We start from the raw sequence: 16377 nt of genomic DNA on the forward strand, positions 1-16377 counted from the left end.
ATGACGGCCTATCGCAACGCCATTCGCCTCGATGGCGACAGCGCCGCCCGCTGCGTTGGCGATCGCTTCGCCGAGGCCCGCCTGGCGGGCGGCGCTGTCGCCATCGAGGCGAATGGCGTTGCGATAGGCCGTCATGGCATCGGAAAACCGCTGCAGGCGCAGATAGATGGGCGCCAGAACGTCCCAACCCCTGCCATCGGACGGATTGGCGGCAAGGTGGGCCTCGGCGCGTGCAACCAGTTCATCCACCGAACTGTCGGCGGGATTCTTGGCCAGCCGCTCGCTGAGCGGTTGCGACGGCAGATCGGGGGAGCCCAGCTGGCTGTACAAGCCCCAACTGACCAGCGGAACCACCAGGACCGCGGCCGTCGCAACCAGCCTGGTCGCCATCGACGGCTGCCGCGCCGCGGCCTTGTCGGCCGGATCGGCATTGTCCAGGCGAAGGATGCGGCGGGCGATTTCGGCACGTGCCTCTTCGGCCTCCGTCGGCTGGATCAGGCCGCGCGCCACGTCTCGGTCAAGCTCGGACAGTTGGTCGCGATAGACTTCAAGGTCATGATCGCTGCTCGCCGAACCGCCCTTCGAGCCGCCGGCCAACGGCAGCAGAACCGCCAGGCTTGCACCCAGCGTGAGAATGGCAGCTATGACCCAGAACAGCATGCTTCTTCCAATAACGGCAGAGCCCTGCCCTGCCAACACAGGCGTCCTGCGACGCTTTGACGGCAGGTGCGTCGCATGCCCTTGATTGATGTCAACCGGACCTATCCGGCCAGTCGTTACGTCAGCGGCGTCCAACTGCCATCGGGGTTGCGGCAAGCGGTTCCGCGAGCGGTGGCGCCGGCGGCGCCGGTAAAGACCGTATGGGTGTATTGCCGGCAGTCCTGCGAGCCGACACGATAGGGCTGGGCGGGCACGACTTCACCGTAGTGCGCCGATCGATCGCTCTTCCACGTCACCTTCTGGCCACTCGACGTGTACTCGAGGGCCTTGTATTCGGCCTCCAGCGCCTTGCGCTTCTCGGCATCCTTCAAGCCGGCTCCGATCGATCCGCTGACGAGGCCGCCGCCCATGGCGGAAATGATCGTTGTCGCGATCTTGCCGTCACTTGGCGGCGTGGCGGCAGGCTGCGGCGCCACCGTGGGGCCCGGGCTGTTGCCCAGCGTGGTGCAGCCGGAAACGGCCAGCAGTGCGGAAACGAGCGCGACGCGAATCTTCATGCCAACAACCGGTTTTCTTGAGTTAGAGCTGGGGGGCCGCGCCATCGGGGAAGTCGGCGTGGCCATAGTGTTGATGTTTGTCGGAAATTTGGCCGCGGCCGACGACTCCGAGACCAATCGACATGCCGCCATATCACCACGCATCGCCGATCAATTGTCGATTTGCCCCTGCAAGCATCACTGAAGGTGTCGATCGGCCTGCAGGCATCATTGAAGGCTCCGCAATCGAACCACTGCCTTCAACCCGCCCAAGCCGGACCGTTCCAGAGCCAGAACGCCTCCATACTCATTGACGAGGTCGGCGACAATGGCAAGCCCAAGCCCGGTCCCCGGCTTGGTCTCGTCGAGCCGCCGTCCGCGCTTCAGCGCCTCGCGCGCCCTGTCTTCGGGAATGCCCGGGCCGTCATCCTCGATGCTGATCTCGAATAGATTGACAGCACCCTCCTTGCCGGCGCCACTCATCTTGCCGGAGATTGGTGCCACCGACACGGCGACTGCGCTCTTTGCCCATTTCATGGCGTTGTCGAGCAAATTGCCAAGCAATTCTTCCAGGTCCTCGCGTTCGCCGGCAAAAACGATATCGGCTGCCGGCAGCGAAAGCGAGAGAGCGGTCTGCGGGTTGAGTTTTTGCAGCACGCGCACCATGCGCTGGACCAGCGGCGTCACCGGCGTACGGTAGACGACGCTGTCGCGTTGCGCCGCGACGCGGGCGCGCTGCAGATAATGATCGACCTGCTTCTGCATGGAGGCCGCCTGCTCGGCTATGAGCTTGCCCTTGACGCCGCCGAGCGCGCGCCCCTCGTTGATCAGCACCGCCAGCGGCGTCTTCAGCGAATGGGCGAGGTTGCCGACCTGCGTGCGCGAGCGCTCGACGATACGCTTGTTGTTTTCGATCAACGCGTTGGTCTCGTTGGCAAGCGGCTCGATCTCGGCCGGGAAGCGGCCGTCGAGCCTTTGCGCAGTTCCTTCTCGCACCATGGCGAGAGCGTTCCTGACCCGGCGCAATGGCTGCAGGCCCAGCAGGATGGCGATGGCGTTGATGGCGATCATGCCGACGCCGAACAGGGAAAGATAGGTCAGCAGGCGACGCTGGAAGGCACCTATCTCCTGCTCGAGTTCGGTCTGGTTGCCCATAACACGGAAGCGCGCTGCGCGATTTTTCGCGTCGAGAACGAATTCGCTCTCGAAGACTTCCAGCTCCTCGCCATTGATGCCTTCGGTGGCATAGCTGCGCTGGAAACTGGCGTTGAAGGGAACCTCGGCGACACTTGGCGACGGGATCGTTTTGGTCATCGAGGAGGAGTGCAGATCACCGCGCACGCCTTCCGACGCAGGTTCCACCGACCAGTACCAGCCGGAATTCGGCTCCGAGAATCGGAGATCGCCAAGGTCGGGAGCGCCGGTCAGCGAACCGCCTTCGGACACGCCGACCGAGCCGATCAGATTGAACAGATGCGCCGACAACAAGCTGTCGAAACCGCGCTCGCTCGCCTGGCGATAGAGCGTTGTGATCAGCGTGAAGATGACAATCAAGGTGAGTATCGCCCAGACCGTGGAAAAGGCGATCACCCGGAACGCCAGCGAACGCGGCCAGAACCGCAGTGAAAGCGGCGTTCTTGCAGTCTGTTTGAGCGGTTCCGCCTTACGCCTCCGGCTCACGCATTCGATAGCCCATGCCGCGAACGGTTTCTATCATGTCGATGCCCATCTTCTTGCGAAGCCGTCCGACAAAGACCTCGATTGTGTTGGAATCGCGGTCGAAATCCTGATCGTAAAGATGCTCGACCAGCTCGGTCCGGGACACGACCTCGCCCATATGGTGCATCAAATAGGCAAGCAGGCGGAATTCGTGCGACGTCAGCTTCAGCGGCACGCCGTCGACATCGGCCTTGGAGGCCTTGGTGTCGAGCCGCAACGGCCCGCAGGTCAGCTCGGATGACGCATGGCCGGCCGCGCGCCGGATGAGCGCTCGGACCCTGGCCAGCACCTCTTCGATGTGGAACGGCTTGGTGACGTAATCGTCGGCGCCGGCGTCGATGCCGGATACCTTGTCGCTCCAGCGATCGCGCGCCGTCAGAATCAGGACCGGCATCTTGCGGCCGCCGCGCCGCCAGCGCTCGACCACGCTGATGCCGTCCATCTGCGGCAAGCCGATGTCGAGCACCACGGCGTCATAGGGTTCGGTATCGCCGAGGAAATGCCCTTCCTCACCGTCGAAAGCCCGGTCGACGACATAGCCGGCATCGACCAACGCGTCTGATATCTGCCGGTTGAGATCCTTGTCATCTTCGACGACCAGTACGCGCATGCTGGGATCAACACCTGTTGAAGAATTGGTCAGATATAGGCCGATTCCGGCACGCTGGGAAACGGCAGGTCAATTCTGCGGAACGACGATCTCGGTGCGGCGCGGACGCTGTCCATCCTTGCCCGGAACCAGCACGACGATGACGCAGACCGGCTGGCCGCCGCGCGTCGACTGCGATGCCTTGGCCAGCGTGCCGCCATTCTGCTCGGCAACCTGCTGACCGATCGCGTAGCAGTCGGAGGCAGCCAGGACGATCGGCCGGTTCTGCTCGGGCACGACGACCGGCAGCGCCGTCGCCTGCGACGCGAACAGACCGGCTGCTGAGAGCGCCAGTGTCGCGGTTCGGAAGTGGGAGCGAAGCGTTTTCATGATCAGCGTTCTAACGCATCGGTGCTGAACGTGAAATGAACAGTGAACGCCTGCAACACATGCCTATCTCACCCCCCTGAAATGCGAGACAACCGACCTTATGATTTCGCCGGCCCAGCCCGGCAAAATTCATTGAAGCGCCAGTCTAGACTGTGTTGCAGCCATATTGAAAGCGCGTCAGGCGTTTTCTTCCGTCACGGCGCGAAAGCGCAGCAGCCCGTGATAGGCCGAAAGGTCCTCGTCGTAACGGGCCTCGGTGAATTCGAGCCTGAGATTGACGCGGTGATGCTCGTCGAGCGCGAGCGCCGCATCCTGAAGGCGAGCGCTGACCATGTCCATCGCATCGAGCATTTCTTCCCTGGCCTCGGACTTCGACCAGAAATGCAGCGTGAAAAGCTGCTCGGCGTCGTTCTCCATGCCCGTTGTCCAGTCGTGGACGCTGGTCCGGCCGAAGGTGACATAGGGAAACGGGATATTTTCCGGGGCATGGTCGAATAGTTTTGCGCCGCCCAATGCCGCTGTCAGGAAACCATCACCATTCAGCGCTTCGAACAAGGCCTTCTGCAGCGCGGCGGCCGGCGCGGTCATCGTCTTCTCCCTCGCCCGTCACGGCTGAACAAGCCTTCGCGCCGTCAGCGATTCCTGCTTGCAGCGTAGCCGCGTTGACGTTTTGGCGCCAGATCACGGGACGGTCGGGATTATCGAAAATCGGCTGCGGTCAGCACGTACATGCTTTTGCCGGTGCGGGCATAAGCATTCCTTGCGACGTCATGTATGGGACTGACGGCCGCATCGAAGGCGGCGAGGTATGTGGCTTCGGCTGTCGCCGTCCCCGGCGACGCCGTCGAAATGGCATCTGCATCGACAAAGAAAGAAATCTGGGACATGCCGTCATAGCCGACGAAGCGGATCCGTCGGCTCGCTTCGTCGTAGCTGCGGCTTCGGTTTGGAAATGTCAGGCTCATGACTTGACGCCGTTAAGCGGCCCCCGCCTTCTTGACTGCCGCCCGCTTTTTCTTGGTAGCGACGGGATTGAGGGCTTCCGCCGCGCGGTCGGCTTCTTCCTTGGCCAGCCGCAGCGCCCGCAACCTTGCAGTCTTGATGTCCCTGGCCTTGGCCTCGGAAACATATTCGGCCGTAGCCTGGTTTCGCTCAGCGGTTTTCTTCTGCTTCTCCATGAAGCGCGCTTCAGCCTTTTCCATGATATTTTGATTGAATTCCGCCATCGATAAAATCTCCTCTTTTGGCTGAGATGATGAAAGTGAGTTTCTCGCTTAAAATAGGGACTCGGAACAGAAAATTCAATTTCCAAGCTATTTTTGGTTGATCAAATACCTTAAAATAAACTTCCCAAATAATACTATTCAATATCTTCCTCAGTCCATGAATATTTTTTGAATCGCCGGTCCTGACGGGTGTGACCGGCGGCACCCGCGCTGGCGGCAATCGCGTCCCCTATGCCGCATATGTTGAACCAGATCACGAAATCGGTGCCGCGCCGCCCTCTTCGGTGCGCCGCGCTATGAATTTGTCGAGAATGTCTGACGTGGCAGCGGCAGAAGCCGGTGGCCGGAAGTCGGCCAGCAGCCGTTTCCAGATGCCGGTGGCACGCTCGGTGGCGGTTCTTGACCCTGCCTGCGTCCAGTTGCCGAAATTCGACCAATCGGCCACCAGCGGCTCGTAGAATGCTGTGCGGTAGCGCGCCATTGTGTGTCCGGCCGAGAAGAAAATGCCCGCCTGGCTGCACTTCAGCGATCGCCTCGAAGCCAATCGCATCTTCGTCGCCTGGCGTCGCCACACAGAGTTCCGCAACGGTCTGCAACGCCTCAATATCGGTGATCAGCTTCTCGAAGGAGACGCTCAAGCCACCTTCGAGCCAGCCAGCGGCGTGGATGCATACCGTCGCGCCAGCAAGCACCGAGCCCCATAGCGCGAACTGCGTTTCGTGGGCTGCCTGCGCGTCCGAAATGTTGGCGGCACTGCCGCCGCCGGACCGCCAGGGAAGGCCGGTGAAGCGCGCAAGCTGACCGGCGCCGAGCGTTGCCTTGACGTGCTCCGGCGTGCCGAAGGCCGGCGCTCCGGATTTCATGTCGACGTTGGACGAGAAGGAGCCATAGACGACGGGCGCGCCCGGCCGCACGATCTGGGCCAGCGTCAGCCCGGCCAGCGCTTCGGCATGCTGCAGCGTCAGCGCGCCGGCCACCGTGATCGGCGCCATGGCGCCGGCCAGGCAGAAGGGCGTGATGATCAACACCTGCCCCGCCTTGGCAAAGTCGATGATGCCTTGCGCCATCGGAATGTCGAGCTGACGCGGCGAATTGGTGTTGATGACGGTGTAGCAATAGGCTCCCGAACGGAATTCGTCCTCGGACAGGCCGCGCGCCAGCCGCAGCATCTCGAACCCATCCTCGACCTGCGGCGTGCCGCGCGCGAAGATGAACGGGAACTTGTCCGACAGCGTCAGTTGAGCCCGGTTGACGGCATAATGGCGCAAGCGGTTATCGACGTCCTGCGGCTCGACGCAGGGGCCGAGCATATGTAGCACGTCGAAATGCTGCACCAGCCGAATGAGATCCTCAAAAGCGGCAAGCGTTCCCGGCCGCCGGCCGCGCTCCAGATCGGTGACGTTCGGCGCCCCGGATCCCGCAAGGAACGTCATCGAGCCGAGTTCGAGCGTCAGGTCTCGGGCACGGTCGCCGGCGCACGCCCAGATCGATTTCGGCGCCGAGGCCAGCGCCGCCGAGACGATGTCGCGGCCGATGCGCACCATCTGACTGTCCTCGTCGACCAAAGCGCCGGCGCGGGCAAGAATGACACGCGCTTCGGGCAACAGCACCTTGATACCGAGTTCCTCGAGCACGCGCAGCGCCGTGTCGTGGATCGCGGCCACCTGGTCGGCCGAAAAGACAGGCTGCGGCAAGAACGGATTCTTCAGCGAACGATAGTCCGGCCGGCGGCTGCTCTCGCTGCCGGCCTCGCCAGTTCGTCCGCGCCTGCGTTCGCGCCTGAGGTTGCGTGCGGCGTCATCGACCATGGCGGATACTCCTCATTGCCGCGTTACCCCGGTGACGCGCCGGCCGTTCGGCCCGGTTCGTTGGAGCGGGCAGGATACTTGCACTGTACATATGTGTCTAGTACGATTGTATGCAGCTCCCCCTCATGCCTATTGTGCGGCCATGATCATGATTGCTCTGCAGGACGAGCCGGCGCCCGGCAACATCAAGGTGACGCGTGGGGACTGGATCAATCTTGCACTCCAGACACTGATTTCAGACGGCGTCGAAAGCGTGCGCGTGCTGCCGCTCGGCCAGAAGCTCGGCGTTTCGCGCTCAAGCTTCTACTGGTATTTCGATAGCCGTCAGGATCTGCTCGACCAATTGCTTGCCCATTGGCGGGACACCAACACCAGGGCGATCGTCGAACGCGCGCAGCGGCCGGCCGAAAGCATCATCATGGGTGTCATGAACGTGTTCGAATGCTGGGCGGACGAGCGCCTGTTCGATCCCAGGCTCGACTTCGCCGTCCGGGAATGGGCGCGTCGCTCCGACGACGTGCGCCGGGCGATCGACCAGGCCGACAATGACCGCCTGGGCGCGATCAGCGACATGTATCGCCGGCATGGCTACGATGAAGAGGATGCCTTCATCCGCGCTCGCGTGCTCTACTACATGCAGATTGGTTATTATGTGCTCGACCTCAAGGAACCGGTAGAGGCGAGAGTCAGTCATCTCGCCGCCTATCTGCGCAGTTTCACCGGCCAGGAGCCAAGCGACGCCGACGTGGCGCATTTCATGCGCTTCATCGCGGCGCGGCAATATTGAAAGCGGGTGCGAGCCTGCAAAGCGGTGGAGGTGCCCTCAAGCTCCTATCTAAAACTGTACCGCGCATGCTCCTCGCCCTTGTGAGCGGGGCCAAAATGGACGAATAGTCTTGGTAGGCGCGCCCGCCCTGAAATTGCCCCCATGCAGTTTGTAGTGAGAGGCCTAGCCGCAGCCGGATCCTGGAATGGCCAGTCCTTTTAAACCACGCAAGAGAAGAGGCCCGATTGCCGCAAGACTGCTGGCGGCGGATGCGTGGTTCGATTCCTCGCTCTACGAGATCGGCTTCAAGGCGCGCCGGTTCTGGGAAGCGGCCACCATTTTTTTCAGGCGCTTCCGCGTCTCAGGCTGGCGCCGCGGCATCATCGAACTGTTGAGCGAGGGTTTTACGCTCGGCGCCGGCGGCATCGTCGTCATGCTGGCGCTTGCCCTGCCAGCCTTCCAGGAGACCGCCGGCGACTGGCGGGCCCAGGGCGATTTCGCCGTCACCTTTCTCGACCGCTACGGCAACGAGATCGGCCAGCGCGGCATCATCCAGCGCGACTCGGTGCCAGTCGATGAGATGCCCGACCAGGTCATCAAGGCAGTGCTGGCCACCGAGGATCGGCGTTTCTTCGATCACTACGGCATCGACGTGCTTGGTCTTTCGCGTGCGATATTCGAGAATGTGCGGGCGAATTCCGTGGTGCAAGGCGGCTCGAGCATCACCCAGCAGCTGGCCAAGAACCTGTTCCTGACCAATGAACGGACATTGGAACGCAAGATCAAGGAAGCCTTTCTGTCGCTGTGGCTCGAGGCCAATCTGTCGAAGAAGGAGATCCTGCAGCTCTATCTCGACCGCGTCTATATGGGCGGCGGCACCTTCGGCATCGAAGCGGCCGCCGATTTCTATTTCGGCAAAAGCGTCAAGGATGTGAACCTCGCCGAAGCGGCGATGCTGGCCGGCCTGTTCAAGGCACCGACCAAATACGCGCCGCACATCAACCTGCCTGCTGCCAGGGCGCGGGCCAATGTGGTGCTGTCCAATCTCGTCGAGGCCGGCTTCATGAGCGAGGGTCAGGTGCTGCAGGCGCGGCTGCATCCGGCCGAAATCGTCGACCGCGGCGAGCAGAAGAGCCCGGATTACTACCTCGATTGGGCGTTCGAAGAGGTCAAGAAGGTCGCGGCAAAGTCCGGCCAGCATTCGCTGGTCGCTCACACCACTTTCGACGCCAACATCCAGAAGGCGGCGGAAGAATCGATGGAATTCCATCTCCGCCAGTTCGGCAAGGAATACAATGTCACCGAAGGTGCCATGGTCGTCATCGAAACTAATGGCGCAGTCAGGGCGATCGTCGGCGGCCGCGACTATGGTGCCAGCCAATTCAATCGCGCCACCAAGGCGCTACGCCAGACCGGCTCATCGTTCAAACCCTATGTTTACGCAACGGCGATGGAGCACGACTTCACGCCGGACTCCGTCGTTTCCGGCGGGCCGATCTCCTGGGGCGGCTGGTCGCCTCACAATTACAATGGCGGATCGGCCGGCAAAGTCACGCTGATCACGGCGATGGCCAAATCGATCAACACCGTGCCGGTGCGGCTGGCCAAAGATTATCTCGGTATCAAGCCGATCAAGGCGATGACGGAAGCGATGGGCGTCGAATCGCCGCTCGAATCGCACAAGACGATGGTGCTCGGCACATCGGGCATGACCGTGATGGACCAGGCGACGGGCTATAGCGTGTTTGCCCAGAACGGCTTTGTCGGCTCCCGGCATGGCATCACCCAGCTCGTCACCCGTACCGGCGAGGTGGTTTACGATTTCACCAAGGATGCGCCGCCGCCGCGCCGTGTGCTCTCTCAGCAGGCGTTGAAATACATGAACACCATGCTGGCGGCGGTGCCGGTGGTGGGCACGGCGCGGCGCGCTGCCCTTCCCAACATCGTTTCGGCCGGCAAGACCGGAACCACGCAGTCTTACCGCGACGCCTGGTATGTCGGCTTCACCGGCAACTATACGGCCGCCGTGTGGCTCGGCAATGACGACTTCACCCCGACCAACAACATGACCGGCGGCTCGCTGCCGGCGATGGTGTGGCAGCGGCTGATGGTCTATGCGCACCAGAATATCGACCTCAAGCCGATCCCCGGTCTCGATCATCCCTTCGTCGACGAAGAGATCGCTGCCAAGGCCGAGGAGGCGGAAAAGATGAATGCCGAGCAGGCAGCGGCCAACGCCGCCGCCGAGCGCCCGCCGGTGCTGTCCAGCCAAACCACGCGGGCGCTCAAGGACATCACGAGGCTGTTCCAGTCGGCGCCCGTCCTCCAGGCGCCTGCGACGCCGGAGACCCTGTCGGCGCTTTGACGCCCGCACACGACGGGTCATGCTCGCGCCGGCAATTCCACAGAGGTCCGCTTGCCATGGCCCCCTGCCCCGCGATATCCCCGAGCGGCACTCCTCTTTCCCGCGGCCCCTCATGCTCAAAAACGCATTCCTGACGCTCCTCGCGCTTGCCATAGCCATCGGCGGCGGCGGCGGCAGCGTCTGGTACGCTCTCAAGACGCAGGAAGGCGTCGGCGCGATCCGGATCGGCCCATGGACGGCGTTCCCCGATATCGGCACGCAGGCGGCGGACCCTTATTCGAAAGCCCGCGTGGCGCGCGAGGGTGTTCTTGCACTTGGGCAGACAGAGGGCCTGTCTTTTATCGCGGAACGCGATTCCGGCGGCGAACAATTGAAACGCCAATGCGCCTATGAAATCGAAGGCGGATTTCCCACGGCCCGGTTCTGGACGCTCTATACCGCCGATCAGTCACTCGGCGTGGTCGAGACCGGCAAGCCGAGGCTTGCGGCACTTCAATCCTACCAGGTGCTGCGCCAGCCCGACAATTCGGTGGTGATTTCCGTCGGCAACCGCCCCGCGCCCGGCAACTGGCTGCTTTCCGACGGCTTCGGCCGGATGTATTTCGTGCTGACATTCTACGACACGCCGATCGCCAGCAGCACCGGTCTTTCGGATGTCATGCTGCCGCAGATCCTGAAGGTCGGCTGCAATGCGTAGGCTGCTGCATGCGATCTTGCTCGGCCTGCTTGGCGCCGGCATCGTCCACATCATCGTACTGCTGCTCGTCCCGGAATTTTCCGAACGCGATGCCTGGTCGCGTCTGGCCATGGCCTCGGACCTCTATAGGATGACCAGGCTGGACGCAGAGGCCGGCGGTACGCCAGTGGTAAAATCCGTCGATCCGCTGTTTTATGCGGCGGCTTGCCGGTTCGATCTGTCCGAAGGGATGGTGCGGGTCAAGGCACCCGGAAACGTCCCGTTCTGGTCCGTATCGGTCTATGACCGCAGCGGCCACAACATCTATTCCTTCAACGACCACAGCGCGACCGGAAGAGTGCTGGACAGTATCGTACTGACGCCGGCGCAGATGATCGAGATCCGCAAGAATCTTCCCGAGGAATTGCAAGGGGCAATCTTCGTCGAAGCGCCCATCGACGAAGGCATGTTCGTCATCCGCTCCTTCGTACCTGACGACAGCTGGAAGCCGGTCGTGTCACGGTTTCTCGAGCAGAGCTCCTGCGAGCTGCAGGATTTCTAAAGAGATCCCGAAACTCAGTGGTGCGGAACAGGCCGCGTCCCTGACGAGCCCGGCTTGTCCAGACCGGCGCCTGTCCGGGTCTCGCCCGTCAGTGGTCGTTGCTCGTAGCGGACGCCGGGGAAAATGATCACCGCCGCCGGCATTCCGGTGTTTCGTTCTGCTCTGTTGGTTGCCGCCGTTCGCGGCACGAAAGACAGTACCATGCCCATGGTTCGCGTATTCCTCTCGGTTGCCCCGGAGCACAACGCAACGCCTCCAAGTCTGATTAAGGACGGCAGTAGGTTAACGGAACGCTAACGGATCGCCGCTAACTTGATCTTTGTTCTTGGGAAATGCGAAACCGACACAGTCCCGGTCGAGCATGGTCCAGGTTGTGTCGAGTGTCAGGCGTATCCTTCGTGTCAGCTTCGGATTTCAGGCAAATCGCTATACGGGCTGAATCGGGAAAGGCCGAAAGGCTGTTCCGCGCCGCTGTGTCGGCGTTCTGTTCGCTCACCCGGCCTTCGCGCCGGGAGATCGCACAGCTTGAAGATCTGACGCTTCCACTTTTCGCCAATGTGTCGGTCGAATCGCGCCGCTACGTCGCTGCCGCCCTTTCCGAGTGCGAATATGCGCCCACCGCGCTGGTCCGGCGGCTGTGCGAGGAGCCGGTCGACATCGCAGCCCCGCTGCTCATCCGCTCGCGCGCGCTCAGCAACATCGATCTCATCGCGCTGATCGGGCGGCACGGCCTGCCGCATGCGCGCGCCATCGCGCGCCGCAAGGATCTGAACCCGACCATCGCCGATCTGATCAGAGTGCTTGAAAGGCCGACGCTGGTACGGACGCGGCAGCCGGAGGCGATCGCCAAGACGGCGCCCGAAAGCGCCGAAGTCGTTGTGCCCGGTCCCGACCGGCAGCAGGTGCCCGGCGCCGCCGAAAATGCACGGCGCCGGCTACGGTCGATGATGCGCGCCGATGCGGAGAGCGGCGATGCGACCGGCAATCCGTTCGCCGGCGCGGAAACCTATGTCAAACTGCGCGAGACGGCGCTGACCGGCAACACCGCATTCTTCCAGACAGCACTGGCCGATGCGCTTGAAATCGACTTTTCAACGGCGCGGTCGCTCACCGCAACCCAGAACTACACGTCGCTGCTGGCCGGCTTGCGCGCGCTCGATCTCGGCGAAGACAAGGCGTTCCTGATCACCGTTGCCATCTATCCCGCAGAGTTTCCGCATCCGCAGGCCATCCGCGTCTTCCTCGACCGGTACCGTCTGCTGCATCGCGACGCAGCGCTGGACAGGGTTCGCGGCTGGAAGGCCGAGACACTGTCGAAGGCTGTTCGCAATACCGGGCCGGTCGCGGCAAATGCCGACATCCACAAGGCGGACAGCGACAATGCTGCCATCAGCCTTAAGGCGCGGCGCGTCTGAAGAATTCAAGCGAACGCTTTAAGCCTTTGTCTTTCATACATATCGTTAGAGCGATTTGACGGAAATAAGCTCCTCGACGGGAACAACGCCGGCCTCGATCTCGACCACCCAGATGTCGGGGTCGAATTTTTTCTCCCTTTCCAGTCGTGCGTCAAAGACGGCGGCATCGTCGCCAGCGCCGAGCAGGCTGAAAAACCGGTCGTCGGGTTTGGCTGAATCGTAGCTCGTCTGCGGCGCCGGCCCAAACAGGGCGATCTCGCCCATGCGGCCACGCGCCAGCACGAAGACCGCGCCGGCCTCGGTCGCGCCGCGCTTGACCACGGCGGCGAAGCCCCCGGCGCTGAAAACCCGGCGCAAGAGGGCCGACACCCACAGATCGGTGGTTACGCGCATGGCAGGGTTCTGGACGACATCGGACGGTACTTAGAGCAAAGGTTCGAAAATCGAAATCGGTTTTCGCCTGTCCGGTTGGCGAACGCCTCTACCGTCGGGCGTCGACTGTCAGTTGGTCAGGCCGATCTCGCGCATCTTGACGTAGACGACCTCGTCGGGCTCGCCGGTCTCCGGTAGCCCGAACAGCGACTGGAACTCCTTGATCGCTGCTTTGGTGCGTGCCCCGACCACGCCATCGAGCTGCATATCGTCATTGCCGAATGCCTTCAACCCGGCTTGGATCTTGATAATGCGGGCGTCGGGCGCCTGCGCCGACGCATCCGCCGGCGCCGAAGCGGAAACGGGAATCGCAGCGATGTCGTGCGGGCGGGGAGCCGGATGCGGCACAACCGTCGAAGCGGTGGGCGTGGCGCCCAGTTGATCGAGCAGAACGCTGTCGATCTCGCCGGAGGCGTTGAGCCCGACCTTCTGCTGATAGGCTTGTATGGCGTTGCGCGTGTTGGGGCCGGAAATGCCGTCGACCGTGCCGGAATAGAAATCCAGATCCTTCAGGATGCCCTGGACCTGCTCGACGACCGGATCGCTCTTGATCGGTGCCGCCGCCGGGCCCGGCCGCACGATGTTGATGGTGGTCTCTGGCTCGTCGGCGTCTGCGCGAGGAAAGCCCTCTATGCTCCTGGTCGCGAAAAACGCGCCGGCATGAGGAAAAGGCTGATACCACAGAGCGTTCGCCGAGACGTAGAACAGCGTCACCAGGAAGGCGGTCGAACCGCCGACCAGAACCGGATTGCGTGAAATCAGGCTGCCGACGGCGACCGCGCCACCTTGGAAGGCATTGCCGCGGCGCTTGACCGCCTTAGGCTGTTTTGCGGAGCGAGCCATGCCTGTCCCCTTTCGTCTCCGCCTTGGCCGCGGGCATCGACAGCACGCCGGGCTTGTCGGTCGCACGTCCCTTCGGTCCGTTCACCGGCAAGCTGATCGTTACTGTGGTGCCCTCGCCCGGCATGCTTTCGATCGACATCGTGCCTTCGTGCAGCGCCACCAGGCCCTTCACCAGCGATAGGCCGAGCCCGGTTCCCTCGAACCGGCGCGTATAGTCGTTCTGGATCTGCATGAACGGCTTGCCGAGATTGGCCAAGTCTTCCTCGGCGATGCCGATGCCGGTGTCCCTGACCCAGAAATGCAGTCGCGAGCCGATCCGCTTGGCGCTGACGACGACATCGCCGCCATCGGGCGTGAACTTGATGGCATTGGAGACGAGGTTGATGAGTATCTGCTGCACGGCACGACGGTCAGCGTTTATCTCGCCGGCATCCGGCGCGATCTGAGCCTGCAGATCGATGTTCTTTGCCTCGGCCTGCAGCCGCATCATGGACTGGCACATGTCGACCGCTTCCACGAAACGGAACGGTTCCGGCTCGGCCGCGTAGGCGCCCGATTCGATCCTGGACACGTCGAGTATCGAGGTGACGACGGCAAGCAAATGCTGGCCGGACTCCTTGACCAAGCCGACATATTCCTTCTGGCGCGGATCCTTGAAGGTGCCGAACATCTCATGCAGCAGCATATCGGAGAAACCGATGATGGCATTCAACGGCGTGCGAAGCTCGTGGCTGACAACCGCCAGAAACCGTCCCTTCGCCACTTCGGCAGACGCGGCCGCCTCGTTCGCAGCGGCAAGCTCTTCGCGCAATCCGGCGACTTCGTCGTTTTCGCGCAAGACGAGCGTGAAGACGTCCTGCTGCTCTTTCGCCCGCATCAGCTCAAGGGAAAACGGCCGGTAATTGTCCGCCGTCGGGCCGTTGCCGTTTTGCGGCAGCCGGACGCGAAGATCGAGCCGGCGCGCCGACGCGCCATCGCGCATGTCGGCCAGCGCGCTGAGGTATGCGACGCGATCGGACAGATGGATACGATCGAACAGGCCGGTACCGAACAGCAGCTCCGGCTGCAGCTTCAGGATCGCGCGCGCTTTTGCCGACGCATCCAGAACCTCGCCATGCCTGCCGACCCGAAGGACAACGGCGTCGATGATGTTCTCGAGCCGTTCGTCGGTCGCCGAATCGAGCTGCGCGACGGCCGGATTGCTAAGTGCTGCGATACGCGGAATGAAGGTGAGCGCCCAGGCCAGCGGCAGCAGCCAATGCCACGCAGCGACCTCTGCCGCGCCGAACGGGAAGACAGAACCGGCAAAAGGCTCCAGCACGATAGCGACAAATGCGGATACGGCACCCCACAATGCAGCGCGGCGAGACGCGCCGATCCACCAGGCTTCGAACGGCAGCGCCACGACAAGCATAGCGACCGGAGAGGCCAGACCGCCCGCCGCGGCAATGACACCGGCAAGCGCAAGACTGCCCATCGCCAGGGCGACCTGACAGGCGAACGCCATCTTACCCGATGCCGCCACCAGCAAGGCGGCAAACCAGCAAAGGCCGAAAGCCGCAAAGATCGCAGCCATGGTCACGGCCGCGCCCATGCCCGAGGTGACCAGCGTGACTGCTGCACCTGCGGCGAAGAACGGAGCGGCCAGCATGACACCGATAAACCGGCGCTGGCAGCGGCGATCGTCCTGTCCGAGGATGGACGGATGAACCATACGTTCGCAACCGGCTGCCATCGCGCCGGGTAACTCAACGTATCTGGTCCTGGTCGAACTCAACTCAACGCACTCGCACCCGGTCGTGAACAGCCCTGCTTCGCAGGTTGCTTTTGTTGCTCTGAAACTCGCATCCAGCGTTTAAGGAATGGATAAGGCGGGACCGACCAACGCCCGGCCTGAGGCAAATATTGGGAGACCGGCGCGGCAAAACCTCGGCAATTGCAGCCATAGTAAATGGAGCGTTATCCGGGCGGATTATCCTTCTGCCTCCGACAGTCGCCACCGGCACGCGGCACTTCTGGGAAATAGCTATAGAAAACAGCCAGATGGATGGTTAACCCCAGGTGAAGAAAATCGACTGGATTTGAGGCAAACGCATTGCAAAATGCTTCGTTTCGAATTTGCCTAAAATTTGAGGAAAATTTTCGCTGACCAGGCAAGCCGTCCTTTGCGCGTCTATGCCATTATCGTATCCAAAGAGGTCATGCCGCACGAACGCATGATCCGGTCACGCATGAGAGGGCATACAGATGGGCTTTCTGATAAGAATGGCTTTCTGGTTTTCGCTGGTGCTTCTGGCGCTGCCGCTGAATGTCGGCTCCGGCGAGACAGGCTACCAAAGCGTCGGGCCAATCCAGGCCTTGTTTGCGGCACGCGAAGCGGTCGGCGACAT

Annotated in this window: 15 protein-coding genes and 2 pseudogenes; 5 read left to right on the forward strand and 12 right to left on the reverse strand. The window is 62.3% G+C overall.

The genetic code is table 11. The annotated features are described in order from the left end of the window. The 9 genes and pseudogenes from ccmI to E5W87_RS18200 form a co-directional block, all read right to left on the reverse strand. Positions 1-660: pseudogene (ccmI, locus tag E5W87_RS18155) on the reverse strand (c-type cytochrome biogenesis protein CcmI); the annotation flags it as partial. Positions 661-776: 116 nt separating this feature from the next. After that, entirely contained in the window at positions 777-1217 is a 441-nt protein-coding gene (locus E5W87_RS18160; protein ID WP_292400256.1) for a hypothetical protein, read from the reverse strand. A 207-nt stretch (positions 1218-1424) separates the two neighbouring features. Further along, on the reverse strand, positions 1425-2876 hold the full coding sequence (locus E5W87_RS18165; protein ID WP_292400259.1) for an ATP-binding protein: 1452 nt from the start codon (positions 2874-2876) through the stop codon (positions 1425-1427). Continuing rightward, a complete protein-coding gene (locus E5W87_RS18170) occupies positions 2860-3525 on the reverse strand; it encodes a response regulator transcription factor (RefSeq protein ID WP_023800820.1) in 666 nt (221 codons plus the stop codon). The genes E5W87_RS18165 and E5W87_RS18170 overlap by 17 nt, the downstream gene beginning before the upstream one ends. A gap of 69 nt (positions 3526-3594) precedes the next feature. Next, the gene (locus tag E5W87_RS18175; protein ID WP_292400262.1) at positions 3595-3894 is read right to left on the reverse strand and encodes a hypothetical protein; all 300 of its coding nucleotides are present in this window, start codon (positions 3892-3894) and stop codon (positions 3595-3597) included. Between the two features lie 177 nt (positions 3895-4071). After that, positions 4072-4482 (reverse strand): DUF3168 domain-containing protein, encoded by a 411-nt coding sequence (locus E5W87_RS18180; RefSeq protein ID WP_292400265.1) that lies wholly within the window; start codon positions 4480-4482, stop codon positions 4072-4074. Positions 4483-4592: 110 nt separating this feature from the next. Further along, on the reverse strand, positions 4593-4859 hold the full coding sequence (locus tag E5W87_RS18185; RefSeq protein ID WP_292400268.1) for a DUF1488 domain-containing protein: 267 nt from the start codon (positions 4857-4859) through the stop codon (positions 4593-4595). Between the two features lie 12 nt (positions 4860-4871). After that, positions 4872-5120 (reverse strand): hypothetical protein, encoded by a 249-nt coding sequence (locus tag E5W87_RS18190; protein ID WP_292400271.1) that lies wholly within the window; start codon positions 5118-5120, stop codon positions 4872-4874. Positions 5121-5451: 331 nt separating this feature from the next. Next, a pseudogene (locus E5W87_RS18200) lies at positions 5452-6928 on the reverse strand (trimethylamine methyltransferase family protein); the annotation flags it as partial. A gap of 142 nt (positions 6929-7070) precedes the next feature. Here E5W87_RS18200 and E5W87_RS18205 point away from each other — a divergent pair. From E5W87_RS18205 to E5W87_RS18225, 5 genes are all read left to right on the forward strand, one after another. Continuing rightward, positions 7071-7715, forward strand: a complete 645-nt coding sequence (locus E5W87_RS18205) for a TetR/AcrR family transcriptional regulator (RefSeq protein WP_292400275.1) — start codon at positions 7071-7073, stop codon at positions 7713-7715. Positions 7716-7899: 184 nt separating this feature from the next. Next, on the forward strand, positions 7900-10059 hold the full coding sequence (locus tag E5W87_RS18210; protein WP_292400278.1) for a transglycosylase domain-containing protein: 2160 nt from the start codon (positions 7900-7902) through the stop codon (positions 10057-10059). Positions 10060-10171: 112 nt separating this feature from the next. Further along, on the forward strand, positions 10172-10756 hold the full coding sequence (locus E5W87_RS18215; RefSeq protein WP_292400281.1) for a DUF1214 domain-containing protein: 585 nt from the start codon (positions 10172-10174) through the stop codon (positions 10754-10756). After that, positions 10749-11297 carry a DUF1254 domain-containing protein gene (locus E5W87_RS18220; protein ID WP_292400284.1) on the forward strand — a complete coding sequence of 183 codons (549 nt, stop codon included), beginning with the start codon at positions 10749-10751 and terminating at the stop codon, positions 11295-11297. Before E5W87_RS18215 ends, E5W87_RS18220 begins: the two co-directional genes overlap by 8 nt. 398 nt (positions 11298-11695) lie before the next feature. Beyond that, the gene (locus E5W87_RS18225) at positions 11696-12712 is read left to right on the forward strand and encodes a hypothetical protein (protein ID WP_292400287.1); all 1017 of its coding nucleotides are present in this window, start codon (positions 11696-11698) and stop codon (positions 12710-12712) included. A gap of 45 nt (positions 12713-12757) precedes the next feature. Here the strand turns inward: E5W87_RS18225 and E5W87_RS18230 are convergent, their stop codons facing one another. From E5W87_RS18230 to E5W87_RS18240, 3 genes are all read right to left on the reverse strand, one after another. Continuing rightward, complete coding sequence (locus E5W87_RS18230; RefSeq protein ID WP_292400290.1) at positions 12758-13105, reverse strand: DUF1491 family protein; 348 nt, start codon at positions 13103-13105, stop codon at positions 12758-12760. 108 nt (positions 13106-13213) lie between these two features. Beyond that, complete coding sequence (locus E5W87_RS18235) at positions 13214-13987, reverse strand: peptidoglycan-binding domain-containing protein (protein WP_292400293.1); 774 nt, start codon at positions 13985-13987, stop codon at positions 13214-13216. Beyond that, positions 13962-15701 (reverse strand): HAMP domain-containing sensor histidine kinase, encoded by a 1740-nt coding sequence (locus tag E5W87_RS18240; RefSeq protein ID WP_292400296.1) that lies wholly within the window; start codon positions 15699-15701, stop codon positions 13962-13964. The genes E5W87_RS18235 and E5W87_RS18240 overlap by 26 nt, the downstream gene beginning before the upstream one ends. Between the last annotated feature and the right edge of the window lie 676 nt (positions 15702-16377).

The sequence above is a fragment of the Mesorhizobium sp. genome (genome assembly GCF_004962925.1).
GTDB lineage: Bacteria > Pseudomonadota > Alphaproteobacteria > Rhizobiales > Rhizobiaceae > Mesorhizobium.

Excerpts from the sequence above, each read along its gene's own strand:
- E5W87_RS18160 (WP_292400256.1), bottom strand. The coding sequence starts at position 1,217 with ATGAAGATTCGCGTCGCGCTCGTTTCCGCACTGCTGGCCGTTTCCGGC.
- E5W87_RS18170 (WP_023800820.1), bottom strand. The coding sequence starts at position 3,525 with ATGCGCGTACTGGTCGTCGAAGATGACAAGGATCTCAACCGGCAGATA.
- E5W87_RS18175 (WP_292400262.1), bottom strand. The coding sequence starts at position 3,894 with ATGAAAACGCTTCGCTCCCACTTCCGAACCGCGACACTGGCGCTCTCA.
- E5W87_RS18180 (WP_292400265.1), bottom strand. The coding sequence starts at position 4,482 with ATGACCGCGCCGGCCGCCGCGCTGCAGAAGGCCTTGTTCGAAGCGCTG.
- E5W87_RS18185 (WP_292400268.1), bottom strand. The coding sequence starts at position 4,859 with ATGAGCCTGACATTTCCAAACCGAAGCCGCAGCTACGACGAAGCGAGC.
- E5W87_RS18190 (WP_292400271.1), bottom strand. The coding sequence starts at position 5,120 with ATGGCGGAATTCAATCAAAATATCATGGAAAAGGCTGAAGCGCGCTTC.
- E5W87_RS18205 (WP_292400275.1), top strand. The coding sequence starts at position 7,071 with ATGATCATGATTGCTCTGCAGGACGAGCCGGCGCCCGGCAACATCAAG.
- E5W87_RS18210 (WP_292400278.1), top strand. The coding sequence starts at position 7,900 with ATGGCCAGTCCTTTTAAACCACGCAAGAGAAGAGGCCCGATTGCCGCA.
- E5W87_RS18215 (WP_292400281.1), top strand. The coding sequence starts at position 10,172 with ATGCTCAAAAACGCATTCCTGACGCTCCTCGCGCTTGCCATAGCCATC.
- E5W87_RS18220 (WP_292400284.1), top strand. The coding sequence starts at position 10,749 with ATGCGTAGGCTGCTGCATGCGATCTTGCTCGGCCTGCTTGGCGCCGGC.
- E5W87_RS18230 (WP_292400290.1), bottom strand. The coding sequence starts at position 13,105 with ATGCGCGTAACCACCGATCTGTGGGTGTCGGCCCTCTTGCGCCGGGTT.
- E5W87_RS18235 (WP_292400293.1), bottom strand. The coding sequence starts at position 13,987 with ATGGCTCGCTCCGCAAAACAGCCTAAGGCGGTCAAGCGCCGCGGCAAT.
- E5W87_RS18240 (WP_292400296.1), bottom strand. The coding sequence starts at position 15,701 with ATGGTTCATCCGTCCATCCTCGGACAGGACGATCGCCGCTGCCAGCGC.